General features: G+C 53.6%; 25 protein-coding genes and 1 tRNA gene. 17 read left to right on the forward strand and 9 right to left on the reverse strand.

Annotated elements, in window-relative coordinates; all coding sequences use genetic code 11:
* Positions 1-256: 256 nt before the first annotated feature.
* The gene (locus ACZ3HG_RS12170; RefSeq protein WP_465332929.1) at positions 257-718 is read right to left on the reverse strand and encodes a hypothetical protein; all 462 of its coding nucleotides are present in this window, start codon (positions 716-718) and stop codon (positions 257-259) included.
* Positions 715-1,503 carry a winged helix-turn-helix domain-containing protein gene (locus tag ACZ3HG_RS12175; protein WP_465332930.1) on the reverse strand — a complete coding sequence of 263 codons (789 nt, stop codon included), beginning with the start codon at positions 1,501-1,503 and terminating at the stop codon, positions 715-717. The genes ACZ3HG_RS12170 and ACZ3HG_RS12175 overlap by 4 nt, the downstream gene beginning before the upstream one ends.
* 400 nt (positions 1,504-1,903) lie before the next feature.
* Between ACZ3HG_RS12175 and ACZ3HG_RS12180 the strand changes: the two genes are divergently transcribed.
* From ACZ3HG_RS12180 to ACZ3HG_RS12240, 13 genes are all read left to right on the forward strand, one after another.
* The gene (locus tag ACZ3HG_RS12180; protein ID WP_465332931.1) at positions 1,904-2,428 is read left to right on the forward strand and encodes a fimbrial protein; all 525 of its coding nucleotides are present in this window, start codon (positions 1,904-1,906) and stop codon (positions 2,426-2,428) included.
* Between the two features lie 281 nt (positions 2,429-2,709).
* On the forward strand, positions 2,710-5,238 hold the full coding sequence (locus ACZ3HG_RS12185; protein WP_465332932.1) for an outer membrane usher protein: 2,529 nt from the start codon (positions 2,710-2,712) through the stop codon (positions 5,236-5,238).
* Between the two features lie 23 nt (positions 5,239-5,261).
* Complete coding sequence (locus ACZ3HG_RS12190; protein ID WP_465332933.1) at positions 5,262-6,011, forward strand: fimbria/pilus periplasmic chaperone; 750 nt, start codon at positions 5,262-5,264, stop codon at positions 6,009-6,011.
* Between the two features lie 13 nt (positions 6,012-6,024).
* On the forward strand, positions 6,025-6,237 hold the full coding sequence (locus ACZ3HG_RS12195; RefSeq protein ID WP_465332934.1) for a hypothetical protein: 213 nt from the start codon (positions 6,025-6,027) through the stop codon (positions 6,235-6,237).
* A gap of 91 nt (positions 6,238-6,328) precedes the next feature.
* Complete coding sequence (locus ACZ3HG_RS12200) at positions 6,329-6,823, forward strand: fimbrial protein (protein ID WP_465332935.1); 495 nt, start codon at positions 6,329-6,331, stop codon at positions 6,821-6,823.
* A 77-nt stretch (positions 6,824-6,900) separates the two neighbouring features.
* Positions 6,901-7,311, forward strand: coding sequence for a fimbrial protein (locus tag ACZ3HG_RS12205; RefSeq protein WP_465332936.1), 411 nt, complete (start codon positions 6,901-6,903; stop codon positions 7,309-7,311).
* Between the two features lie 77 nt (positions 7,312-7,388).
* Complete coding sequence (locus ACZ3HG_RS12210; protein ID WP_465332985.1) at positions 7,389-7,841, forward strand: fimbrial protein; 453 nt, start codon at positions 7,389-7,391, stop codon at positions 7,839-7,841.
* Between the two features lie 1,408 nt (positions 7,842-9,249).
* Entirely contained in the window at positions 9,250-9,483 is a 234-nt protein-coding gene (locus ACZ3HG_RS12215) for a hypothetical protein (RefSeq protein ID WP_465332937.1), read from the forward strand.
* Positions 9,484-9,492: 9 nt separating this feature from the next.
* A complete protein-coding gene (locus ACZ3HG_RS12220; RefSeq protein WP_465332938.1) occupies positions 9,493-9,741 on the forward strand; it encodes a hypothetical protein in 249 nt (82 codons plus the stop codon).
* A gap of 82 nt (positions 9,742-9,823) precedes the next feature.
* Positions 9,824-11,548: a PglL family O-oligosaccharyltransferase gene (locus ACZ3HG_RS12225; RefSeq protein ID WP_465332939.1), complete on the forward strand. Its 1,725-nt coding sequence runs from the start codon at positions 9,824-9,826 to the stop codon at positions 11,546-11,548.
* Positions 11,545-12,147 (forward strand): helix-turn-helix transcriptional regulator, encoded by a 603-nt coding sequence (locus ACZ3HG_RS12230; protein WP_465332940.1) that lies wholly within the window; start codon positions 11,545-11,547, stop codon positions 12,145-12,147. Before ACZ3HG_RS12225 ends, ACZ3HG_RS12230 begins: the two co-directional genes overlap by 4 nt.
* 187 nt (positions 12,148-12,334) lie before the next feature.
* Positions 12,335-13,546 (forward strand): aromatic amino acid transport family protein, encoded by a 1,212-nt coding sequence (locus ACZ3HG_RS12235; protein WP_465332941.1) that lies wholly within the window; start codon positions 12,335-12,337, stop codon positions 13,544-13,546.
* 111 nt (positions 13,547-13,657) lie between these two features.
* Positions 13,658-14,143 carry an anti-virulence regulator CigR family protein gene (locus ACZ3HG_RS12240; RefSeq protein ID WP_465332942.1) on the forward strand — a complete coding sequence of 162 codons (486 nt, stop codon included), beginning with the start codon at positions 13,658-13,660 and terminating at the stop codon, positions 14,141-14,143.
* A 70-nt stretch (positions 14,144-14,213) separates the two neighbouring features.
* Here the strand turns inward: ACZ3HG_RS12240 and ACZ3HG_RS12245 are convergent, their stop codons facing one another.
* The 6 genes from ACZ3HG_RS12245 to ACZ3HG_RS12270 all read right to left on the reverse strand — a co-directional run bounded on the left by ACZ3HG_RS12245 (position 14,214) and on the right by ACZ3HG_RS12270 (position 18,426).
* Positions 14,214-15,248 (reverse strand): virulence RhuM family protein, encoded by a 1,035-nt coding sequence (locus ACZ3HG_RS12245; RefSeq protein ID WP_465332943.1) that lies wholly within the window; start codon positions 15,246-15,248, stop codon positions 14,214-14,216.
* Between the two features lie 102 nt (positions 15,249-15,350).
* Complete coding sequence (locus ACZ3HG_RS12250) at positions 15,351-16,394, reverse strand: hypothetical protein (RefSeq protein WP_465332944.1); 1,044 nt, start codon at positions 16,392-16,394, stop codon at positions 15,351-15,353.
* Between the two features lie 166 nt (positions 16,395-16,560).
* Positions 16,561-16,968 carry a type II toxin-antitoxin system HicB family antitoxin gene (locus ACZ3HG_RS12255; RefSeq protein WP_191937143.1) on the reverse strand — a complete coding sequence of 136 codons (408 nt, stop codon included), beginning with the start codon at positions 16,966-16,968 and terminating at the stop codon, positions 16,561-16,563.
* Positions 16,969-17,016: 48 nt separating this feature from the next.
* Positions 17,017-17,445 carry a type II toxin-antitoxin system HicA family toxin gene (locus tag ACZ3HG_RS12260; RefSeq protein WP_465332945.1) on the reverse strand — a complete coding sequence of 143 codons (429 nt, stop codon included), beginning with the start codon at positions 17,443-17,445 and terminating at the stop codon, positions 17,017-17,019.
* Positions 17,438-17,806, reverse strand: coding sequence for a SymE family type I addiction module toxin (locus ACZ3HG_RS12265; protein WP_465332946.1), 369 nt, complete (start codon positions 17,804-17,806; stop codon positions 17,438-17,440). The genes ACZ3HG_RS12260 and ACZ3HG_RS12265 overlap by 8 nt, the downstream gene beginning before the upstream one ends.
* Before the next feature lie 525 nt (positions 17,807-18,331).
* Positions 18,332-18,426 (reverse strand) — tRNA-Sec (locus ACZ3HG_RS12270).
* A gap of 170 nt (positions 18,427-18,596) precedes the next feature.
* Here ACZ3HG_RS12270 and ACZ3HG_RS12275 point away from each other — a divergent pair.
* The 3 genes from ACZ3HG_RS12275 (at position 18,597) to ACZ3HG_RS12285 (ending at position 20,712) form a co-directional block, all read left to right on the forward strand.
* Positions 18,597-19,139, forward strand: coding sequence for an isochorismatase family protein (locus tag ACZ3HG_RS12275; RefSeq protein WP_465332947.1), 543 nt, complete (start codon positions 18,597-18,599; stop codon positions 19,137-19,139).
* Position 19,140: 1 nt separating this feature from the next.
* Positions 19,141-20,061 carry a GlxA family transcriptional regulator gene (locus tag ACZ3HG_RS12280; RefSeq protein WP_465332948.1) on the forward strand — a complete coding sequence of 307 codons (921 nt, stop codon included), beginning with the start codon at positions 19,141-19,143 and terminating at the stop codon, positions 20,059-20,061.
* Between the two features lie 213 nt (positions 20,062-20,274).
* Positions 20,275-20,712, forward strand: a complete 438-nt coding sequence (locus ACZ3HG_RS12285) for a SemiSWEET family sugar transporter (protein ID WP_244633744.1) — start codon at positions 20,275-20,277, stop codon at positions 20,710-20,712.
* Here ACZ3HG_RS12285 and ACZ3HG_RS12290 read toward each other — a convergent pair.
* Complete coding sequence (locus ACZ3HG_RS12290; RefSeq protein ID WP_465332949.1) at positions 20,705-21,700, reverse strand: acyltransferase; 996 nt, start codon at positions 21,698-21,700, stop codon at positions 20,705-20,707. The genes ACZ3HG_RS12285 and ACZ3HG_RS12290 overlap by 8 nt on opposite strands.
* Positions 21,701-21,930: 230 nt before the next feature.
* On the opposite strand from ACZ3HG_RS12290, the gene glyQ reads away from it, so the two are divergent.
* Positions 21,931-22,842 (forward strand): glycine--tRNA ligase subunit alpha, encoded by a 912-nt coding sequence (glyQ, locus tag ACZ3HG_RS12295; RefSeq protein ID WP_154753307.1) that lies wholly within the window; start codon positions 21,931-21,933, stop codon positions 22,840-22,842.
* The last annotated feature ends 6 nt before the right edge of the window (positions 22,843-22,848 follow it).

The following is a 22,848-nucleotide window of genomic DNA, read 5'->3' on the forward strand; positions in this document are numbered from 1 at the left end:
GGAGCGTGCCCGATGCCAAAACTGATAAAAGCAGCTTAGCGGCAAAACGGGATAAACTCAACAAAATGAAACAGCATTTCATTTTATATGAACCTTGATGCTGTTTTTTGTTGCGGGGATCACGTCCTGGCAGAAAGTATGTGCGGTCAGAACAGCAGGAACGCCCGCCCCCTCAGCACCATGCCAGAGCAGGATCAACCGTGAGGGAGCGGAGAAGTGAAAGGAAGAAACAAAGAAAGAAGAATGCCTGTGGTAATCAGATCTTGGCGCAGACCAGATAACCGGTGTTGATTGATTTGATCAGCACCAGATTGTCTTTCAGTGGCCAGATTTCAATATGGAAATCAATACCGGGCAACTCGGGTAAAATATAGTCCAGCCAGACGATGTCTGGGGTCGTATCACTCGGATGCTTCACCACTTTCGTAATACTGGCCTGCTTCACCTGGTTAATCTCCTGAGGCGCCAGCGTGAAATAGCTGTGCCGGGAGAGCAGATAGGTATTCTCACTGGTTTTGACGCGCCCGGAGAGACTGAAAAAACCTTCCGTATCGCTTTTGAGAAAGAGTGTGATGCGCCCCTCAAAACCGACAGACTCGGTATCGCCCTGAACATAGGTTTTGTACTGCGATGTGCACTTAAACGGCTGTTCCGCGCGGGCGCCAAAAGATAATAATAAAATAATGAAAACCTTGAACAGGATAATTTTTTTTGTCATTTTGAAGTATCTCTCTGACTTTTAATATTGAAACAAATGTCATACTGGTGATTGTCATTTCTGTTACATACGGAGACCAGGTCAGCACGTACCGTTTTCCGGTTAATCCTGTCTTCCATATAAAAAACGTCGAGTGGATGGCTGCTACAGTCAACGCCTTCTCGCTTTAATATGTTAGTAACATCCGCCACTGTTTCATCATTATCATAAAGCTTACTCATCGAGTAAATATCACATTTCTCAATGCTGGCAATCTCTTCAAGCGGATGACTGGCTTCTTTTTTTAACATCACCCATGCACTAAATAAAATGATCGTCAGGCTAAGAATTAAGACGCTGATTTTCACTGGCAATGAAAAAATGGAAGGTTTTTTTATAGTCGCTTTTTTATTATCGTCCCCTCCAGATACAGGTTCTTCCTCTGAAAGACTATTGACTGAAAACTCGCCTGAAACATCACGAGAGATAACCTCTGCTTCAAAGCGAAATCCAAATTTCGGTACCGTGATAATAATATCATAATCGCAGCCAACAAGGCTGAATGCCTTACGAAGCTCACTAATATAGTTATTCAGCCCCGCATTAGAGGCGGTAAACCCATTCTTCGTCCACACTTTTACCAGCAAATCTTCTCTGGATACATTAACATTACTGCTATGTAAAAGTTCCAGCAATAACCGCGCGACCGGTTTTTTAAGTTTTGTCGTTATCTCAGGATGATCACCAATAAATAATGTAAGGTCATTGGCATTAAAAACAAATTTATTATTTATAATATATTTCATCTTAGATCTTCTTGTCGGTTCTTATAAAAATATTGTAAAGCAGGCAAGCATTATCCTATGTAAAACCGTGCCATTTTCAAAGCAAAAAGTTCCCTCTGTGAAAAATAAATCCCATATCGAAAAATTTATCTTTTTTAGCCAAGCGATTTACACCTGCCAGTTAACTAATACGCCTAAAAAAAAAGAATTTACATGTAATAAATTTGTAATTAATAGTTTTTAATGTCGTATAAAGTGCTTTATTTAGTTTATATTGCTGAATATAACTCAAGGCGACTATCATTTCACCTCGCTTGATACCGGCAATACAGTGTTCAGGCGGACAAGAGAAGGGAAGAAATTGGGACTTGATACCAAATTATTTCCTAATTAAATTTATTGTATAGATGGAATTAACTCAATGAAACTTAATAAAATGATGCTGGCTGCGGCAATGACGCTAAGTACTATCTCAATGGCTCACGCAGCGAACCAGGGAGCGGGTACCGTCACCTTTAAAGGTTCAATCATTGATGCCCCATGCTCTATCGATCCAGGCACGATAGATCAAACCATTAAACTGGGTGATATCGCTTCCGGCCAGTTGAAAAATGGCGGTAAATCTACGCCGCAAGATATCCTGATCAAACTGATCGGCTGCGACGTCACCACAGCAAAAAATGTCACCACGACCTTTACCGGCACCGAATCTGAGGCAGTGCCGGGCCTGCTGGCAATGAAAGGTTCCGCACGCGGTGCCAGCATCGCGATTAACGACCTTGACGGTAAACTGTTACCGCTGAGCACCGCCAGTAAATCGCTGAAAATCGAGGATGGTCAGGCTACGCTGCGCTTTAGTGCACACCTTCAGGGTGACGGCGCTTCAGCTGCCATCACCCCGGGTGAGTTCAACTCTGTTGCAGACTTTACCCTGGCTTATCAGTAAGCCCGACTGAACGTTGCATATAGACAGTTTCATGCGGGGTAACCCGCATGTTATTCATTCCCTGTTAACGTTAAACAGGGAATATTCCACACCAAAAAATCCCGTAGTAAAAATAATATTTAACCAGTTCAAATAATCAGATCAAAAAAACCATCCTGAACGGCAAACAATGGGAAAACAAGGAATGTGAACCCAAAAAATCACTCTATCACGTTTATAAAACAATGATTAACTATCCATCGTAGTAAAAAGATTTAATAATTATTAATAAGGGTCTATGGATGTCGATTACTCCGTCATGTAACTATACAGGGAAAACACGACCCCGAACTTTAGCACTATTTATCTCCTCTTTTCTGGCAGGCACAGGCTCGTTTACCCAGGCCGCTGATATTGAATTTAATACCGATGTGCTGGATGTCTCAGACCGTGCCAACATCGATCTTGGACAATTTTCCCGTGGGAACTTTATTATGCCTGGAGAGTATATATTCACTCTCCACATTAATAAAAACACGTTACCGGAGCAACCGGTAACCTTTTACCCACCGGATAACGATGAAAAAGGTAGTGAGGCCTGTATTACACCGCAGCAGGTTGAACTGCTGGGATTAAAAAAATCTGCATTCGTTAAGCTGGCCTGGTGGCACCAAAACCAGTGCCTGGATCCTCGTAGCCTCGAGGGGATGGAATTACGCTCCGATTTAGGCGCTTCCGCGCTCTACCTGAATATTCCCCAGGCTTACCTGGATTACACCGCAGAAAACTGGGATCCCCCCTCACGCTGGGATGATGGGATCCCCGGCCTGCTGCTGGATTATAACCTCAACGCTCAAAGCCAGCGTCAGCAAAGGCAGGGGACACAGGGGTACAACCTCAGCGGCAACGGTACGATGGGCGGTAACCTTGGAGCATGGCGATTCCGCGCGGACTGGCAAACGCGAGTAGAACATCAGGGGAACGCAAACTCGTCCAGCCAGACCCGCTGGGAATGGAGCCGTTACTACGCCTGGCGTGCCCTGACCTCACTGGGTGCCCGGATGACGATGGGTGAAGACTATTTAAATTCAAATATCTTCGACAGCGTCCGCTTTATCGGTGCCAGCCTGGTCACCGATGACAACATGTTGCCCCCTAATCTGCGCGGCTATGCGCCGGAAGTCACCGGGGTGGCGCGCAGCAATGCAAAAGTGATTATTCGCCAGCAGGGTCGCGTGTTGTATGAAACACAGGTCGCCGCAGGTCCGTTCCGTATTCAGGATATAAACGATGCGGTAAACGGCCAGCTGGACGTCCGCGTTGAAGAGCAGGACGGCAGCGTACAGGCGTTCCGGATAGATACGTCCAGCATCCCGTACCTGACGCGACCCGGATCGGTGCGTTACAAAATGGCCGCAGGGCGACCTGCTGACTGGCAGCACAACAGTAACGGCCCCTTATTCAGCACCGGTGAATTTTCCTGGGGCGTCAGCAACGGCTGGTCACTGTATGGCGGCGGGATAGTTGGTGGAAACTACAACGCACTGGCGTTGGGCATGGGCCGCGATCTGATGATGTTCGGCGCGCTGTCGTTCGATGTCACGCAGTCTCGCGCAACGCTGCCCCAACAGGGGGCATTAAGCGGAGGATCGTACCGTCTGAGCTATTCCAAGCGTTTTGATGACTACGACAGCCAGGTAACCTTCGCGGGCTATCGCTTCTCCGAACGTAACTTCATGGCGATGGGCGAGTATCTCGATGCTCTTAACAACGGCAGGCGCGCTAACAGCAGCAAGGAGATGTACACCATCACCTTTAATCAGCAGTTCCATGATTTAGGCCTGAGTGCGTATCTGAATTACAGCCATCAGACCTATTGGGACCGCCCGGCAAACGATCGCTACAACCTGACCCTGTCGCGCTATTTCGACCTGGGTCGCCTGAGAAATGTCAGCCTGTCACTGACCGGTTACCGCAATAAATATAACGGCACTAATGACGACGGGATGTATCTCTCGCTGTCAATGCCGTGGGGTGGCAGCGGTACGGTCAGTTACAGCGGCAGCATCAGCAAAAATGAAACGACGAATCAGGTCGGGTATTACGACCGCCTGAACGATCGCGACACCTATCAGATCAGTGCAGGAAGCGCGCGCAGTGGCGCTACCGCCAGCGGCTATTACAGCCACCGTGGGGATATGGCCCAGATAAACGCCAGCACCAGCTATCAGGCCGGAGAATACAGTTCAGTCGGGGTTTCCCTGCAGGGCGGCGGGACAGCCACCCTGAATGGCGTAGCGTTGCACCGTAACAGTATTCCTGGCGGCACCCGCATGCTGCTGGATACCGATGGCGTTCCGGGGATCCCCATCCGTAGCTACGGGGCCCCCACTCTGAGTAACGCCTTTGGTAAAGCCGTGATCGTGGATATCGGCAACTACTATCGCAACCAGTTCAGCATCGACCTGAATACGCTGCCGGACAACGCCGAAGTCAGCCAGTCGGTGGCTCAGGCCACGCTGACGGAAGGGGCCATCGGTTATCGCCATTTCGAAGTCATTGCCGGCGAGAAGGCGATGGCAGTTATTCGCCTGGCCGACGGTTCCGTCCCGCCGTTTGGTGCCACTGTCCACAACATTAAGCATCAGGAGGTGGGCATCATCAACGATAACGGCGAAGTGTACCTCAGCGGCATCAACCCTGGTGAGGGAATGAACGTGAAATGGGGGGGCGTGGAGCAGTGCCGGTTTACGCTGCCGCAGGCGCTGTTACCGGATCAAATCACCTATCTGTTACTGCCTTGCAGCCCGGTGGGCATCGACAAGGCTTAAACATCTTTTGAGAGAAGAGAGAAATGAAAATCCATTTTATCGTCCCCCTTATTGCCAGCGCCCTGACAGGCCTGATGTGTGCCCAACAGGCGACCGCCGCAATCGCGCTGGATCGCACCCGGATTGTGTTCAGCGGCGGGGAGAAGTCCACCAGCATGAGCATCAGTAATGAAAATAAACAGCTACCCTATCTGGCCCAGGGCTGGATTGAAGATGCTGACGGCAAAAAAATCAGCAGTCCATTAACCGTCTTACCGCCCGTACAGCGTCTGGAACCGGGTACCAAAAGCCAGATAAAAGTTCAGGGCCTGCCCGCGACTCAGATGCTGGCTCAGGATCGCGAAACGCTGTTCTACTTTAACCTGCGTGAGATCCCACCGAAGAGCGACAAGCCCAATACCTTACAGTTGGCACTCCAAACTCGTATCAAGCTGTTCTACCGGCCAAAAGCGATTACCGTCCCTAATCCTGAATCAATTAAGCCGTGGCAGGAAAAACTGACCCTTATCCAACAGGGCAATGGCTATCAGGTCGATAACCCAACGCCGTATTACATCACGCTGGTCGATGCCAGCAGCAAAAAAAATGGCACTACCGCTGCGGGATTTGAACCGATGATGGTCGCGCCCAAAAGCAGTGCCCCGCTGAAGGCGTCCGCCTCATCGCTGGGCAACACACCGGTTCTGACCTACGTAAACGATTACGGCGGCCGTCCGCAGATGACGTTCAGCTGTAACGGGGCACGCTGTCAGTTTGTTGCGAGCAGTAAATAACAGGGCGAACACAATGATACGTAAAGCGACCTCATGGTGTGTCATCGATGGCTGCACCCTCTACGCCGGGCTGAAAATTTTGCTATTGCTGGTCGCATTAATTATCACCCCGCTTTGCCTCTGGCTACTGCTGTGGCTGCCCCCGACGTTGACAGAAGCAGATTACAGACCCCTTCAGTTGCAGGACACGCCAGCGCTAACACAAATTTGGGATGGCATGCGCTGAAGGGCCGTGTGACAGCAGAGTGGACCGTGGCAACCCGCCGCCTGTGCAGCAGCCATGGATGTGCAGCTCAGCGATGACGAAGAGAATCAGGATGAAAGCAAGCTTGAACCACTATTGGCCCTACTGCGTGTTTGCAGTCTTAACCGTATTTGTTGCACAGGTCCAGGCGAATACCACGATAACGGTGAAGGTGACCATCGTCTCACCCCCCCCCTGTACCATCAACGCCAACAGCACGCTCGACGTGACCTTCGGCAATGACGTGATAATCAGTCACATCGACGGGAGTTACAAAAAACAGCCTGTACCGTATTCGGTGGTGTGTAAAAACATGCCGAAAAATGCGATGAAATTGCAGGTTCAGGGCACCGCTGCTGGCTTTAACGCCAGCATTTTAAAAACCAATAAAAACACGATGGGGATCGCCCTGTTACGTAACGGCAATCCACAGCCTGTCAACAGCTGGATCGCGTTTACCTATCCCAATCTGCCGACGCTTGAAGCCGTACTGGTCAGGCAGGCCGGGGCCACGCTGGACGGGGGAGACTTCTCCGCCGGGGCAACCATGAAGGTGGAATATCAGTGAAAAAGACAGCGGCAGTGGTGCAATTTAGCATTCTTTTGTTCATCTTCCCCGGCAGCCCTGTAACAGCAGCGGAAAATATGCTTTTTCGCGGAACACTGATTGAAGCGCCGCCATGCACCATCAATGACGGTGGCGAAGTGGGGGTCGATTTCGGCAAACGCGTGGGGGTCACCAAAGTTGATGGCACTCAATACCTACAGCCGGTCACTTACCGTATCACCTGCGATCCGGGATCAGGAAAAGGAAGTATGGCGCTGGCGGTGATCGGCATCCCGGCGGATTACGATGAAGCAGCGATAAAGAGCAATATGGATGACCTGGCTATCCGTCTACTGCAAAACGGCAAGCGATTTATTATCAATACGTCAATTCCCGTCAATCTGAATGCCCTTCCGGTGCTGGAAGCGGTGCCGGTAAAACGGCCGGGCTCTACCCTGAAAGAAGGGGCGTTTGTGGCGACGGCCACCCTGCTGACGGTGTACCAATGAGCGGGTATAAAGTGCTGATTAAGCGTGCAGCGCTGGCGTTGCTGCTGTGCTGTCATTCGTGTCTGGCAGTAGAAAATATGCGTCTGCACGGTGCGCTGGTGGCCGAGCCCTGCGTGATCTCACCCGGGGATGAAACCATCGTGCTGGACTTTAATACGGTGATCGACAAATACCTGTATATGAACGTTCGTACCCATGCTCAGCCGTTCAAACTGCATCTGACACAGTGCGATCTCAGCCTGGGCAAAACGGTGAAGGTGACGTTCAGCGGCAATGAAAGCACGGCGCTGCCGGGGCTGCTGGCACTGAACAGCGCCAGCCAGGCCAGCGGTATCGCCATCGGTATGGAAACCCCGCAGGGTGAAAAAATCCCCGTTAACCGGCAAGGCAACGCCCTGGTATTAGCAAGCGGTGACAGCTCACTAACGGTTCAGGCGTATATTCAGGGTGAACCGGACGCGCTGAAGCATAAAACCATTGAACGCGGGCCGTTCAGCGCGGTGGTGACCTTTAGTCTGGAATATGAATAACCACACGGCGGCATGGCAAGCCGCATCTGCCGGGGTTGCGCGCTGAGCCCGCTGCCTGGCGGCAGCTTGTTGCACCACGTAGGTTACTTTTTAACGCCCAGGAGGGCCAGTGGTATGCGCGAGACAGGGATGACTTTTTGCTGCTTACCCGCACCCGCTGGCAACTGCGGCGCAGCGTTAAGCGGCTGCATGAATTTTTTGACCTGGGTGGGTTTGAAACCCATCAGGACAAAACCCAACTGGGCAGAATTGCACAGGGTTTTGACTGGCTGGGGGTATGGTTTACCCCCACGGGGACCGCCATAGCGCCCAGAGCGCTGGAAAATCATCGTGCACGACGCGCGCGGCTTTATGAGCAGGCTCGCCGACAGGGGCTGTCATCGACAGAGACTGAGTTGCGGGTGCGAACGTACGAGGCACGGTGGAGAATATGGGCAGATAGTATGTTGAAACCAGCGCGCAACGCTGAGGGAGACACTTGGATGCCTGAATAATTGTGTTATGCGACACGCAAACGCGGCCATGCTCCGACCACGTTAAACCTGAACAACTGGGAACCCTCATATGTATCGATACCTCCCCCTTCTAGTGTTGGTTGTGTGTGGTCACGCGTATCCCGACGTAGATGTGACCATAACTACAAACGAATGGTGGGATAAATATCCCACCTCCCGGCCCAGCGTGCTATCGATCAGCGCTGCAAATCCCCGGATGGGGTCTGGTTACTTTGCCCCGTTGACGGATAGCGAATTTAGCTTTTGGACCGACAACGGCACGATCCAGCACGTATGGACCTACCAGGGCCGTAGCTGCTTGTATGCCTATGAGTTATCTGACCCGACTTCCAGCATCGAGTTCATCATCAGTAAAGCCACCCACTCGTCGCGCCCATCAACCAAACCCGGGGTTGTAAACGTAGGTGGCGGTGGGCACATCGTAGAATGCGATAAACCGCGCAACCGCATGTTTATACACTTCGATGTCAAACCGAAACCGCAGAAACCCCCGGCACCCCTATCGTGCCGTCTGGACGCTGCCCCGGCGATCGATATCGTCGCCCCAAGCGGGCACACGCGGCGCCCCGTCGCCGCCGCAGTCGTCTGCACCGGGGAAGGGCTGGCATCCGCTGTCGTTCGTACGACATCCCCCCGGTCTGTGGTAGTGACGGAAGGTGTATCTGTTGTGCTAAATGGACAACTCGACGAATCAATTTCTGTGAGGGGCGGATCGTCCTTCCCTATCGATCTACATGTCGACGTGGAAAACAATCTTGGGGCGGCAGGCGGTTATTCAGTATCGTACGTTCTTACTGTCGACTTGACTTAGTCATTGAGAAGGGGCAGGTCAAATACCAAATTTATTTGGAGAAAACCGGAGAAATAAAAGAGGGGGCATTGATACGCTGGCTGTGTTCCAACTGGATGGCGAAGGGGGTATTAATCCTGCAAACGTGAAAAAATATCGCTATATCTTGCAAGGTATAGCGGGAGTAAAGATCTCGGACTGTTCTGTTACGATCAATGCGCCGAGCAAAATTGATTTTGGCGTTATCTCCTCGGTTACGGTACCGGGATTGATCGCCACCAATCCCTTGATTGTGACGGCAGTTAATAGCCTGGCGTGCCATACCGGTAGCAAATGAGGCGTTGCAATGATCTTCTCTTCGCCCGGAGGCGGATTGGTGGAGAATAATACCGCTCTGGAGCTGGGTAACGGTGCTTATTTTAATATTAAGGACAAGGAAGGAAAAGTGCACTTCGAAACGCTGGTCAAGTTTTGGGATAACGTGCAAAGCGGCAATCAGCAGACTGTCACTTATCAAACCGAGCTTAGCACGAAGGGTGTATTAACGATGGGGACAGTCGGGAAAAGTATCGTGCTGTACGCTAATTATTTTTAAGTGTTTCACGCCGAACTGATGTTTTCATAATCTAAATGCCGTTATTTTTTAACGTCATTTTTCTAATATTTCCAGGTTTTTTATGACATTCGATCGTATTCTTTTCTTATTTATATTTTTGCTGTTCATTCCGCTGGCGATATATATCCCCAACCCCGGAGGGACTGGATTGTCGCTGCCGTTTAATTTGCTGGTCTACGGCGGTGCGGCTCTATTCATGGGGGCTTGCTGGCGGGCATCACCGCTGTGCAGAACGGTGATAACGCCGACCTGTCGCACAATAATCGCCGCCTGTTTGCTGATGGCGCTGCCGGCTATATTTACCCGGCCTGAATGGCAAAGCGCCGCCGTTTGGCGGCTGGCTGGTTTATTTGCCGGGGCGGCGTTCTATTTCACCTGGCTGCAGGTGCGTATGACCGCGCGTCAGCGCCATGCGGTGCTGTATTTGATTTTATCGGCGGCGGTGGTTCAGGCGTCACTCGTGCTGCTGCAGCTGTTTGCGCCAGCAATGGCACAATCCTGGATCCCATCCGGCAGCTCGCGCGCCTTCGGCATTTTCCAGCAACCTAACGTGCTGGCGAGCTTTATCGCCACCGGGCTGGCGCTGGCGTTGGCGGCGTATGTGCTGCCTGGGTTCCAGCGGCTGGATCCGCGTGCAGAACGCTGGCGTCGCCGCGCTCTGGCCGCGGTGCTGCTGCTGCTGCCGATGGTGTTGGTGTGGGTGCAATCCCGCACCGGCTGGCTGGCGGGTGCTCTGGTGCTGGGGTTGTTTATCCTGTGTTTTTGCCGCCGTTATCCGCAGGCTGTGGCCATTGCCTCGCTGCTGGTTGCCGGCGGCACCGTGGCGGCGGCGCTGGTACTGTGGTGGGGGAGTGAGCTCGGCGGTGCGTTGCGCTACGCCAGCCATACCAGTTCCAACCATGCGCGCTACACCATGCTGCGCGATACGCTGGCGATGATCGCCGAAAAGCCGCTTTTTGGCTGGGGTTACGGCGGTTTTGAGTACAGTTTTCAGCATTTTCGTATAAACCAGACGCCACCCACGGTGGTGACTGAAATCGCCCGTCATCCGCATAACGAATTGCTGCTGTGGTGGGTGGAAGGGGGCGTGGTCGCGCTGCTGGGTATGTTGCTTCTGTTGAGTGCGGGCATCAAACTGCTGACCCACGCCCACTGGCGCGACAGGCGTGCTGTTGCCTGCGGTAAATCATCGGCGGGTGAGGCACTGGCTCTATGCGTGGCGCTACTGCCGATTGCGCTGCACAGCCAAACTGAATACCCGTTTTACCTGTCGGCACTGCACTGGCTGGTGTTCCTGTTGTTGCTGGCAATGCTCGATCGGCTGGTCAGTCCGCGCCTTGCCACCGGCTGTGGGTTAAAACGATGGCGACTGCCGATGCTGGCCCTGTCGCTGGTGGCGCTGTTCGTGATGGTGACCGGTTTTTACAGCGGGCAGGTATTGACCCAGGCGGAGCGCGGCGGGTTGCAGGATATGCAACCGGTTGAGGCGCTGCCCGCCTGGACAAGCTGGATACATCGCGACCGTCTGAGTTTTGATCGCCAGCTGGCCGGGCTGCTGGCGTTTAATCACACTCGCGATGAACAGCAACTGCATCAGTACGCCGACTGGGCTCAGGGCTATCTGAGCCATCGCATTGATAAAAATGTCTATGCCAACCTGCTGCTCATTTTTCGCCACGAGGAAAAACCTGCGCTGGCGGAGCGCTATCGTCAGGAGGCAGAACGCCTGTTCCCGCGCGACGCACGGTTTGCCCCCGCCAGCAGTGATGGGCAGGTCACGCTATGAAATCACATATTGATATCGTCATTCTGGATAACGACCAGTATTTTTCCCAGGGGCTGGAAGCCCTTCTGGCATCCTACTTCATCAGAATGGGCTGTACGACGACGTTTTTACCCGCCCGGCATTACTGGAAAGCCGACCTCGTGTTCCAGCAACAAAATCTGAACCAGACTGCGCAGTACTGCCACAGACAACCCGCTCACTACCAGTCTCTGATCACCATCCAGGAGCCCGTTCCGCCGGGCTACCGCCAGCGGCTTGCCCCCTGCCTGAGCGAAAAAAGTGTGATTAATCGCCTGATAAGCACCGGGACGCTGTTAAACGAGGTTGAACGTATCATGAAGCATGACACGCCTGCTGCCCAGCCCTTGGCGTGTCCGCGCTGTGCTCTGACGCTGACGCTACGGGAAAAGCAAGTTCTGCTGGCGATACGTCGGGCCCAGTCTCCGGGCCAGATTGCCACCGAGCTCAAGTTGAGTGTCAAAACCATCAGCGCCCACAAAGGGTCAGCCATGAAAAAATTAGGGTTTAAACGCAACACAGAGCTGCTGAACTGGCTCCGCCAGGGCGATCTGCGGGATGAGTTGAGCACCCTGCTGTGATGCCGGGCTTCTCATTATCCCCACTGGCTGCCTTTCAATTATGTGAGAAAGCCATGCTATTCTACGGCGTGCCCTGTCGGCCCCATCCGTACAGGAGGGGCGCGACAGGTTTTACGGTTTCTCCAAAGCCTGACGCTGAGAGGCAATGTTAACCCGGGCCTGCCGGGATTTTTTATGGTGTATAGCGATGCAGAAGTACAGTAACAGCGCGTTTCACGGCACCGTCCTGGTCGTTGCAACCATTGTCGGAGGCGGAATGTTTGCGCTGCCGATCGCGTTAGAAGCACTGTGGTTTACCAAAGGCGTTGTTTTTCTCCTGCTCTCCGCATTATTTATGCTCGCGTCGGGTTTGATGCTGGTCGATGTGAACATGAGATTTCCGCAGGGTTCGAGCTTCCATACGTTTACAAAAAAACTGCTCGGCAGAAAGGTCAATTTCATCGTTGGACTGAGCCTGGTGTTTGTGCTCTACCTGGTGACCTATGCGTATCTTTCCGGGGCCTCTGCGGTCTTTTCCACCCTGCAATCTGACCTGACGGGGAAACGCTATCCGGTGCTTTCCGTCATGCTGATCACCCTGCTTGTCTCCGCCGTGGTTTGCAAGGGCGGGCGGTTCTCTGCCCACATCATCTCCTTTTTTATTGCCGCTAAATTCACCGCCTTTTTTATGGCAACGGCAGGACATTTGCATCGCATCTCCCCGGAGCTGGTATTAACCAGCCCGGCGTTCGGCAGCTTTTCCGCACTATTGTTAACGCTCCCTGTCTGTATCATTTCATTCGGATTTCATGGCAGCATCCCCTCATTAATCAAAATGTATGGCGGGAAGGAACACAAATTCGTGGTTAAGTCCCTGTGCTTCGGCGTGGGGATTTCCGCACTCATTTATATCTACTGGCTGGGCATGACGATGGGCATCCTCGATCGCGGGGCCTTTGCCGCCATCAAAGACCAGGGGGGCAATATCAATGTCTTTATGACCGCCCTGAGCCAAAATGAACTGAGCCATTACATTAACGGCATTCTGTTGTTCTTTGCTTTTTTTGCCGTGACCTCATCTTTACTGTCCGCCTCCCTCGGTCTTTTTGACTATCTTCATGACCTGTTGGGCTCCTTTTTAGGGATAACATCGTCCTTTCCTGCCGCAGCGATGACCTATCTGCCCCCTGCACTGTTGTGCATCATTACCCCTGATGGCTTTATCCCGGCGCTGGCCTATGCCGGGATTGCGCTGGTGATCTGGAGCGTGCTTCTTCCTCCTCTGCTGCTGTTAAAAGCAAGAAAGGCGGGCATTGAGGGGCCTTATCAGTTCCCGGCGGGCAATAAGTTTCTCTATGGCTACTTCCTGTCAGGCTTTCTGCTGTGGGTGGCCATGCTGGTCAACATGATCAAAGTCTGAGGGGAGAGGATAAGAAAGGCACCGCTGCCCGTTAAAATCAGACGACAGGATAGGGTAATGTTCGCGCGCTTATCCTAATCTTATTAGGATAAAACCACTGGGGAAACGATCATGTCCAGACACCACAGTTTAACGGCAGTTTTAGCCGCCATTATCTCTTGTTCTCTGCTGGCCGCACCAGCGCTGGCGAATCCGGGCAACGGCAACGGGAATGGCAACGGAAATGGCGGAGGCAATGGCAAGCACGGCCACAGCCAGAAAGACAAGCAGGGCAAAAAAGAGGGCGGCCCCTCACACCGTAAAAATCACGGTAAGCCGGATCGGGTCAGTGACGATATCAGCTTTGATGCCGCACGCCACCTGGCGCTGAACTATGGCCTGACCGGCTACCGGTCCCTGCCCCCCGGCATTGCAAAAAACCTGGCGCGCGGCAAGCCGCTGCCGCCGGGCATTGCGAAAAAAGCCGTTCCCGCCTCAATGCTCGACCAGCTGCCCTATTATCCGGGCTATGAGTGGAAGATTGTCGGTGACAATCTGGTGCTGATTGCGCTGAGTACCGCCTTAGTGACGGCGGTGATTAACGGGGTATTTGATTAAAGAACAGGCTCCCTTGTGGGAGCCTTATTCACTGATGCGGATCGGCATGCCGATGGGATTAAGGCAAAACTCAGGATGACTTCCCGTCGTCTTTTTCCCACTTAAGCAAACGGGCAATGTCCTTTCCTCCTTCTGTTTCTTTCAGACGTCGCTGCTGTTCGGCAAACTGAGCGTATTCAGCCTGTGCTTTTTCATCTGCCATTTTCTTACTGACCGTACCTGCGCCCTGAAGAACATCGCGATCGTTGAATTGCAGGAACTGATCCAGCTTTTCCTGCCAGTCACGCAGGAACACCTGCTGACGCCGCCGGGCCTGATCTTCCGCAAAATCCAGCCACATGCTGACCACACGGTTCAGTTCACTAACTTCATCTTGAATAAGATAATTTTTAGCCACTGTCACATCACTTTTGATGACTTCCTCACCTTTATAGCTGGTCAGTCCCATATGGGGCTGGCTGGCATCCGCACGATAATGGATCAATTCAGCAGCGGTGCGGCCAGTACAAGCGAAATGCAATTTATTCTGGATTGTTTGAAAGAACTGCGTTGTCTCTTTGAGCGAAGGTTGATAATCGGCGGCTAACACAAAGATCTCTCTAACCCGCAGATAGACGCGACGCTTGCTCGCACGAATATCGCGGATGCGTTCCAGCATCTCGTCGAAATAGTCAGGCACAGCAGATGAACCAACAGGGGGATTTTTCAGCCGCTGGTCGTCCATCACGAAACCTTTTATCAGGTATTCCTGGAGTGTTTGCGTCGCCCACTGACGGAACTGCCTACCACGGGGGGAACGGACGCGATAACCAACAGCGAGGATCACCGGCAGACTAAAGTATTGAACCCGGTAATTTTTTCCATCACTGGCAGTTGTTCGGTAAAACCGAACAACTGCATTTTCAACCATTTCACCCTCTTCAAAAATATTTTTTATATGTTCACTGATTGTCGCTTTGGCTTTTCCATATAGATCACAAATAGCGGCCTGAGAAAGCCACAGTGTTTCGCTCTCAAAGCGACATTCAACACGCACATTTCCATCGCCGCTGGCAAACATAACAAACTCGCCTGCTGGCGATAGCGTTAAATTTTCCTTTGTCATCATGCCTCCACGTTGATCGGACTAAGTACGTTATGATCTGTACAGTATGCCAGAGCTCCCGCCGGGATCTCATAGCGCATATGGATCGACTTTCTCCCGTTGTCAGGCTACGGACGATATGCGCTTTAGCATTTTCTCCAGCACGGCGTCTTCCCCATACCTGCGCAGATATGCCGTCACCTCCCGCGCCCAGCGTTCCCCCTCACCCAGCACGGCCCGGCTCTGGCCCGGGGCGTAAATCTCCGTATTGTCATACAGATCGATCAGCGTCTGATTCATGCCGTCGATACTGCTGGCGGAGTTCTTTTGCTGCTGTGCTGCCAGCGCTGCTTCGATCTTCGCCTGATGTTCCGGGTTGGACGGGAAGGTTCTTTCCCCCAGCTCACTGAGCACCAGGAACAATGGCGGAATGCCCTCTTCGATAGCAGCCTGTAAGCGGTAATGCCCGTCCAGAATCACGAACGAACCCAGCCCGGCAAAAAAGCGTACCAGCACCGGCGGCAGCGTCCCTTCCCGGACTTTTTTGCGCCACCACTTCAGACGCCCGGCGTCGGGCTGAATGGCATAGCGCGCCAGCAGCGGGGTACCGTTCCACCACCAGTCCACCTGTGAAACGCGAACCGGGGCTGTCATATCCGGAATGTCGTTGCCAAACAGTGACCAGCTAAAACCGATATTGCCGCTCTGCGCTGGCGCGTGAAAACGCCAGTCCTTCAGCGCGGGCTGTCGCTGCAGCGCGTAAGGCGCAGTGGGAACAGCGGGCAGCATCGGGCGCAGCAGCCAGCGGCCCGCCGGCAGCAGCGGAACATCCGCCGTCAGCAGATAGCGGGCAAAGTAACGGCACCATTCGCCGATCCACGCCTCCGGCCCGGTACGCCGAATGGACTCCAGCGCCGGTGAGGTAATGGGTGGGAAGACGGCCTGCGGATCGGGATGTTCAGTGTTGAACACCAGCCACAGGCCGGAGTGATCCTTCAGCATTGAGGCCCAGAACAGCGGCACACCGCGCAGCGACAGCGCCATGCGGCCATGATGCCCGCTGTGCATTTCCAGAATGGGCGACGTCAGCGGCCTCTGGCTGTGTAATGCCAGCCCCAGCCAGGCCTGATTGCGGTCGTGCAGATCCTTCCACCAGTGCTGTGACATCCGATGTTCCTTGCGCTAAAGAGAGGGAAATTTTAGGCCAGTGCCGGGAAGATGCAAGGGGTGCTGAATACGCCGCCTTTCAGGGGCCGGGTTAGGCAGGGGCAGGCCTTTTTTCGGTCCACCCGGAAACACAACGTATAGCCCCGTCTTATAAATGGCAGCGATATTAAGAATGCCTGAGTAATTCCCTTCGGGCCAACTCGGCAAAAAAACCGCTACGGCTGGAAAAATCACCATGATGACTGACATAACTGTCTATTCTGATTAATAAATTCTGCGGCAGCGTAATATTTAGCTTTATCGCTTTTCCTTCATATCTGGACGTATCGATATCAACAAACCCCCAGATGCCCCCCTGACAATCTTCATCATCTTTAAGATTGTTGATCGTCCGGGCGGCAGGCACGTCTTTGCCCTGTTCATTGCGATAATCCAGGTAGGTCGTCATGGATGCATGCGCATCAGCAATCGCATCATCAATAGTTTCACCCGCAAAGTAACATCCTGATAAATCTGGGACAAAGCCGGACCAGGTGCCGCTTTCTGCCTGATGGAGATAGACCGGATATTTCATGATTTTCCTCTCTTTAAAAGTGACGTGCGTCAGCAAGCACCTCATGACCTATTTTTCACCCAGTTGCTTCAGGATTCTGTGTAACGTACCAACGGCTAAATCCTTTGTAGGATGCGGAACCACTATTGGCTCAGGCTCACCTTTTTTTTCAAAAATATGATGCGACCCTCTGGTGCGGACATGCTCCCAACCGGCTCTTTTCAGTTCTCTGATGAGATCTTCACTTTTCATTAATGCCTCATACTTCCATGTATAGCGGCAGTGGGTATCATACCCACCAAGCTCCAGATCGGTCAATTTCCGGTTGGTATCGTTGGTGCCGATGGCGTGGATCCCGCTGAGGTAACCGCATAGAATGTGCCGCGAGAGGGTCTGGAATACCGGGCCGTCATCAGGTGACCCTTCCAGACTTTCGCAGGGGCAGGCCTTTTTTCGGCCCGCCCGGGTATGCCGCTGCTCGCTGTGGGTTTTAAACAACGGTGCTGCCCAGCCCTTCGCGGATCAGCAGTGCCTCCATCACCGTGTGCAGCTCTTTCAGGGCGGCTTCCGGCAGCGCTTCGCTGCGGGCCAGCAGCTCATGCGCAGGCGTAACGGGCGGCGGGGCGGGCTGTGCGGTGATCACCAGACAGCCTGGCATCACCCGCACCGTGACGGGCGTATCGGTGGGAAAACCACACGCCTCCAGCCACAGCCCCTTGAGATTCAGCGACGGGCTGCGCGAATAATGATGCGTTAACCCGGTTTTGGCATCCTCATGCCGAATGCTGATATAGCCCACTTTCAACTTTCGCTGGATTTTGGAAATAACGGGTTCTGACTTACAATCGTATTTAGCCATGATAACTAGTCCTGTTAGTTGTTGTGGTCAGCGGTGTTAACGGGTTGCCGCCCGTTAACACCGCGATTCATAAAAACCTTCCTGTATAAAAACACACTGATGACTCACCCTAAAATAGCGAAAAAAGAATGATAAATCGCTGTAACAGAGAAAATAAAATGCGAGGAGAATTCCAGAATGGGAAATAATGGGGAGCCTTTACGCTGACGTAAATGAGAGGAATAAATTAATAAAATAAATATAAAAGATCAGCTTATTCCTTAACGCCCTTAATAAATAAAAAACGAAGTTTATTAAAAAAATGAATGCGTAGACATTAAAGATTAACCTTACAGGTCCGTTTCTGTTGAACCTGCCAGGAAGAGTGACGGGTATCCTCATGTGCGATGTCGCCTTGCTCAGTGCTTACCGGGTTTGGATCACACACTGACGGAACGGGAAGCGGCGATAATGCAGATGGGATGTGCCTGTGATGAACCGATGTCAGGCAGCATAACGATCAAGATGGTTGACACAGATACGCTTTGGCGGAAGATCACAGGAGTCGAACCTGCCCGGGACCGCTGGCGGCCCCAACTGGATTTGAAGTCCAGCCGCCTCACCGGAGACGACGATCTTCCCTTTTGAAGAGGGGCTGAGTATACCATTGCCAATGACCACAAATAAACTCCGGGTTTTACCGAAATCGTCCCCATGTCCCACACCGACAGTAAGCTGTCCGTTTTTGGCCTTCTTTCCCTGCCTTATCCCGTCCATCATAGCGTTAATCCCATCCAGCAGGAGTCCAGAAATGACCGATACCGTACTGTTAGTGATTGATGCCCAGCAATCCTTCTATGAGCGTGGCTACAAGGAAACGCCAGAAACCCCGGCATTCGAAAAAGCATTAAGCACCCTGGTGGCGGGCTGTCAGGCGAAGGGGATCCCGGTAGTGGATGTGTTCCATGTCGAAAGCGAAGGAGCCTTTGCGCCGGGATCCGGTCTGGTGGTGCGTCTGCCGTTTCTGACCCATGAGCCGGTCGCCAGCTTCCGCAAAAAAGTACATAACGCCCTGACCGAATCGGGCCTGCAGCAGTGGCTGGAACAGAACAGGGTGAAGCATGTGATTATCAGCGGCCTGCGCACTGAGCAGTGCTGTGAAACCACCGCCCGCGTGGCGTCGGACTTCGGCTATCGCGTGACCTATGTCACCGAGGCAACGCTGACCTTCCCAATCACCCATGATGGGATTACCCTGAGCATTGCCGACTTACGCCACCGTACCGAAAGCGTGCTGATCCATCGTTTTGCCGATATCCGCACCGCTGAGGGCTGCCTGCAGGAGCTTGCATAATATGACGATCCCGGTGTGGTTTGTAACCCTGCCCGGTGTGATGACGCTGGATCTCACTGGTCCGGCGGAAACGCTGAAGCTGGCAGCAGGGGCGTTTTCGCTGCGCTATATCGGCCCGGATGAATCCGTGCTCACCTCCACCGAGATGTACATCAGCCGCATTGAGCCATTGCCGGAATCCCTGCCAGCCGGGAGCCTGCTGGTGATCCCGGGCGTCAGCGACTCTAAAGTGTGGTTCGACACGCCGCAGGCGGTGGCCGCGCGTCACTGGCTGATGCGCATTCAGCCCGCCATTCATGCCGGTGACGTGTCGCTGGTGTGCATCTGCTCTGGCTCCCTGCTGGCGGCGAAAGCCGGGCTGATGAACGGCGTACAGTGCACTACGCATCATGAGGTAATAGATCGGCTGAAAAAAGCCGAACCGGGGGCGATTGTGAAAGAAAACCGCATCTTCGTCGAAGATCGCGGCATCTGGACCAGCGCGGGCATTACCGCCGGTATCGACCTGTCGCTGCATCTGATTAACCGCCTGTGCGGCGCGCAGACGGCGATGGATGTGGCGCGGGAAATGGTGGTCTATTTTCGCCGTTCGGGGGAAGATCCGCAGCTGTCTCCCTGGCTGCGCTACCGCAACCACATTCACCCCGCCATTCACCGCGCGCAGGATCTGCTGACCCTGCAGCCGGAGCAGGAGTGGCCGCTGGAGGAGATTGCCGCCAGAGTCCACGTCAGCGCGCGCCATCTGACGCGGCTGTTCCGTCAGCATCTCGGCATCAGCGTACGTGACTATCATGAACAGCTGCGGCTGACGATTGCCCAGCAGCGCCTGCAGCAGGGCGAAGGCAATGAACGCGCCGCGCTGTCGGCCGGGTTCTCCTCATCGCGCCAGCTGCGCCGGGCATTACAGCGCTGGGAGGGGTGAAAAAGGAAGGGGGATAACACCCTGAAATAATCGTCGTCAGAAAAAGGCCGCTCTGCTCACTTTCACCAGGGAGCACCCTGCCCGATTTCAATTCGCTCAACGCCTGTGCTAGTGTTACCTGTAACATTGCGCTTTTTTTTACATCAAAAGCTAAACCGATTTAGCTACAAAAAAGCGTAATCCCACTGCTTACTGACACGAGGCACAAACGTTATGAAGAACCTGCTCATTGTGGCCACCACCGTCGCGCTGGCACTGTTGTCGATTATTTTTCTTTCTCCGTGGCCGGTCTGGCTGGGCACGCTGGCGGCCTGGGTGACCACCGGCTCGTTCTGCCTGCAGGTGCTGCATATCGTGAAGAATAAGGACACCAGCGGCCTGTCGCTGGGAATGTGGGCGGCGCTGTTCTTCGGGGTTGCCTGCTGGACGTGGTATGGCCACCGTATGCACGACGTGCCGGTAATGGCGGCCAACGGCATTACCGCGCTGCTGGCGCTAACGGTGATTATGCTCAAGCTGTGGCACGAGCGCCCGGTGCGTAACCCGAACCGCCGCAGGCTGGTGCGCATGCCGAAGGTGATCCTTAACCCGCGCATCCGTCGGCTGCGCCCGCTGAAGGTGGCGAAAGACGCGCAGGAAAAGGTCAGCTGACCAGGCGGCGCTTGTCCAGTTTCTGTAAACCCAGCGCCAGCAGCAGGCTGCCGCCCAGGGTAATAGCGAAAATCAGCGGGATGTCGATCAGCGGATGGTCGGTGTTATCCAGGTCATGGGTGCGCATATAGTGGATAAACAGCGCGTGAAAGCCGTAGATCGGCAGGGAGCAGCGCGAAATCAGCGCGAAAAACGGATTCACACGGTCGTTCAGGGTGTTTTTAAACAGCACCAGCAGGCTGACGGCGGCAAAAAACACCGCCGGCCCACAGTACAGATACCAGGTATCAGCAAAGGCACCGTTGATGGCGAACTGACGTTTGGTGCCAAAAGCAATCGTCAGCACGCAGGCGGCAAATACGCCCCCGGCCAGCCAGGAGACGCCGCGCTTCTGCGTCTCCATCATGCCAATCGCCCGGCCAAACAGCGCATACAGCAGGTAATAGATGGTGTCCCCGCTGATATACAGGTTGATCGGCAGCCAGTGGAAGCGGGCCACCGAGCTGTCAATGGTGTTGGGGTTGGCCAGCAGCGCCAGCACCAGCGTCACCACCGCCAGGTAGCGCGCCCGCACCGGTTTCACCTGTATCAGCGGCGACAGCAGGTAAATCACCATAATCGCGAAGAAGAACCACAGGTGATAGAACACCGGCTTTTGCAGCAGGTGCTTCACCGACATCGCTTCGTTGATCGGCGTCAGCAGGGTGATGTAAAGCAGCGCCACCGCGCTGTAGAACAGCAGGCACAGCACGATGCGCAGAAAATGCCGCCCTTGCGCGCTGCGTTCGCCAAAGAACAAATAACCGGAAATCATAAAGAAGATCGGCACACAGACACGGGAGGCAGAGTTCAACAGGTTGGAGAGATCCCAGCTGTGTTCGCCCACTGACAGCCCGGTAGTGACATACCAGGTGGTGGTGTGGATCATAATCACCATCAGGCAGGCCACGGCACGTAAATTCTCTATCCATCCAATCTTTTGCGACATTTCATCCTCATTTTCTCGCCACTTCCTATGTACAGCGAAACTGAGGGTAGCCAGGTCCATGCGCTTCAACAACCTGATGAACGAAAATTCAGACCAGGATGAAGGGATTATGTGGCGCGGGCGACAAAAATTTCCCCGGGGAATGATCACGGCATTTTGGTAATAGCGCCGGTCAAAGGGTATACTGACGCCCACTTTTTATAACGACTCGTATCGCGTGCGAAATCAACATGCCAAAGTTTGATACCAAGACCTTTCAGGGGCTGATCCTGACCTTACAGGATTACTGGGCTCGCCAGGGCTGCACCATTATCCAACCGCTGGATATGGAAGTCGGCGCGGGTACGTCCCATCCTATGACCTGCCTGCGTGCGCTGGGCCCGGAGCCGACCGCCGTTGCCTACGTGCAGCCGTCGCGCCGTCCGACCGATGGCCGCTACGGGGAAAACCCGAACCGCCTGCAGCACTACTACCAGTTCCAGGTGATCATCAAGCCGTCCCCGGACAACATTCAGGAGCTGTACCTCGGTTCCCTGAAAGAGCTGGGCATGGACCCGACCATCCATGATATCCGCTTTGTGGAAGATAACTGGGAAAACCCAACCCTGGGAGCCTGGGGCCTGGGCTGGGAAGTATGGCTGAACGGTATGGAAGTGACGCAGTTCACCTACTTCCAGCAGGTTGGCGGCCTGGAGTGTAAGCCGGTGACCGGCGAGATCACTTACGGTCTCGAGCGACTGGCGATGTACATTCAGGGCGTGGACAGCGTCTACGATCTGGTGTGGAGCGACGGCCCGCTGGGTAAAACCACCTACGGCGACGTGTTCCACCAGAACGAAGTGGAACAGTCTACCTACAACTTCGAATACGCTGACGTCGACTTCCTGTTTACCTGCTTCGAGCAGTACGAGAAAGAAGCGCAGAGCCTGCTGGCGCTGGAAAAACCGCTGCCGCTGCCTGCCTACGAACGTATTCTGAAGGCCGCACACAGCTTTAACCTGCTGGACGCGCGTAAAGCGATCTCCGTCACCGAGCGTCAGCGCTACATTCTGCGCATCCGCACCCTGACGAAAGCCGTGGCTGAAGCCTACTATGCCTCCCGCGAGGCACTGGGCTTCCCGATGTGCAATAACAAGAAATAAGAGGCA

Source organism: Erwinia sp. PME.40.26/001, from assembly GCF_055556675.1.

Coding starts and splice junctions, on each gene's coding strand:
- ACZ3HG_RS12170 (WP_465332929.1), bottom strand. CDS start 718: ATGACAAAAAAAATTATCCTGTTCAAGGTTTTCATTATTTTATTATTA.
- ACZ3HG_RS12175 (WP_465332930.1), bottom strand. CDS start 1,503: ATGAAATATATTATAAATAATAAATTTGTTTTTAATGCCAATGACCTT.
- ACZ3HG_RS12180 (WP_465332931.1), top strand. CDS start 1,904: ATGAAACTTAATAAAATGATGCTGGCTGCGGCAATGACGCTAAGTACT.
- ACZ3HG_RS12185 (WP_465332932.1), top strand. CDS start 2,710: ATGTCGATTACTCCGTCATGTAACTATACAGGGAAAACACGACCCCGA.
- ACZ3HG_RS12190 (WP_465332933.1), top strand. CDS start 5,262: ATGAAAATCCATTTTATCGTCCCCCTTATTGCCAGCGCCCTGACAGGC.
- ACZ3HG_RS12195 (WP_465332934.1), top strand. CDS start 6,025: ATGATACGTAAAGCGACCTCATGGTGTGTCATCGATGGCTGCACCCTC.
- ACZ3HG_RS12200 (WP_465332935.1), top strand. CDS start 6,329: ATGAAAGCAAGCTTGAACCACTATTGGCCCTACTGCGTGTTTGCAGTC.
- ACZ3HG_RS12205 (WP_465332936.1), top strand. CDS start 6,901: ATGCTTTTTCGCGGAACACTGATTGAAGCGCCGCCATGCACCATCAAT.
- ACZ3HG_RS12210 (WP_465332985.1), top strand. CDS start 7,389: ATGCGTCTGCACGGTGCGCTGGTGGCCGAGCCCTGCGTGATCTCACCC.
- ACZ3HG_RS12220 (WP_465332938.1), top strand. CDS start 9,493: ATGATCTTCTCTTCGCCCGGAGGCGGATTGGTGGAGAATAATACCGCT.
- ACZ3HG_RS12225 (WP_465332939.1), top strand. CDS start 9,824: ATGACATTCGATCGTATTCTTTTCTTATTTATATTTTTGCTGTTCATT.
- ACZ3HG_RS12230 (WP_465332940.1), top strand. CDS start 11,545: ATGAAATCACATATTGATATCGTCATTCTGGATAACGACCAGTATTTT.
- ACZ3HG_RS12235 (WP_465332941.1), top strand. CDS start 12,335: ATGCAGAAGTACAGTAACAGCGCGTTTCACGGCACCGTCCTGGTCGTT.
- ACZ3HG_RS12240 (WP_465332942.1), top strand. CDS start 13,658: ATGTCCAGACACCACAGTTTAACGGCAGTTTTAGCCGCCATTATCTCT.
- ACZ3HG_RS12245 (WP_465332943.1), bottom strand. CDS start 15,248: ATGACAAAGGAAAATTTAACGCTATCGCCAGCAGGCGAGTTTGTTATG.
- ACZ3HG_RS12250 (WP_465332944.1), bottom strand. CDS start 16,394: ATGTCACAGCACTGGTGGAAGGATCTGCACGACCGCAATCAGGCCTGG.
- ACZ3HG_RS12255 (WP_191937143.1), bottom strand. CDS start 16,968: ATGAAATATCCGGTCTATCTCCATCAGGCAGAAAGCGGCACCTGGTCC.
- ACZ3HG_RS12265 (WP_465332946.1), bottom strand. CDS start 17,806: ATGGCTAAATACGATTGTAAGTCAGAACCCGTTATTTCCAAAATCCAG.
- ACZ3HG_RS12275 (WP_465332947.1), top strand. CDS start 18,597: ATGACCGATACCGTACTGTTAGTGATTGATGCCCAGCAATCCTTCTAT.
- ACZ3HG_RS12280 (WP_465332948.1), top strand. CDS start 19,141: ATGACGATCCCGGTGTGGTTTGTAACCCTGCCCGGTGTGATGACGCTG.
- ACZ3HG_RS12285 (WP_244633744.1), top strand. CDS start 20,275: ATGAAGAACCTGCTCATTGTGGCCACCACCGTCGCGCTGGCACTGTTG.
- ACZ3HG_RS12290 (WP_465332949.1), bottom strand. CDS start 21,700: ATGTCGCAAAAGATTGGATGGATAGAGAATTTACGTGCCGTGGCCTGC.
- glyQ (WP_154753307.1), top strand. CDS start 21,931: ATGCCAAAGTTTGATACCAAGACCTTTCAGGGGCTGATCCTGACCTTA.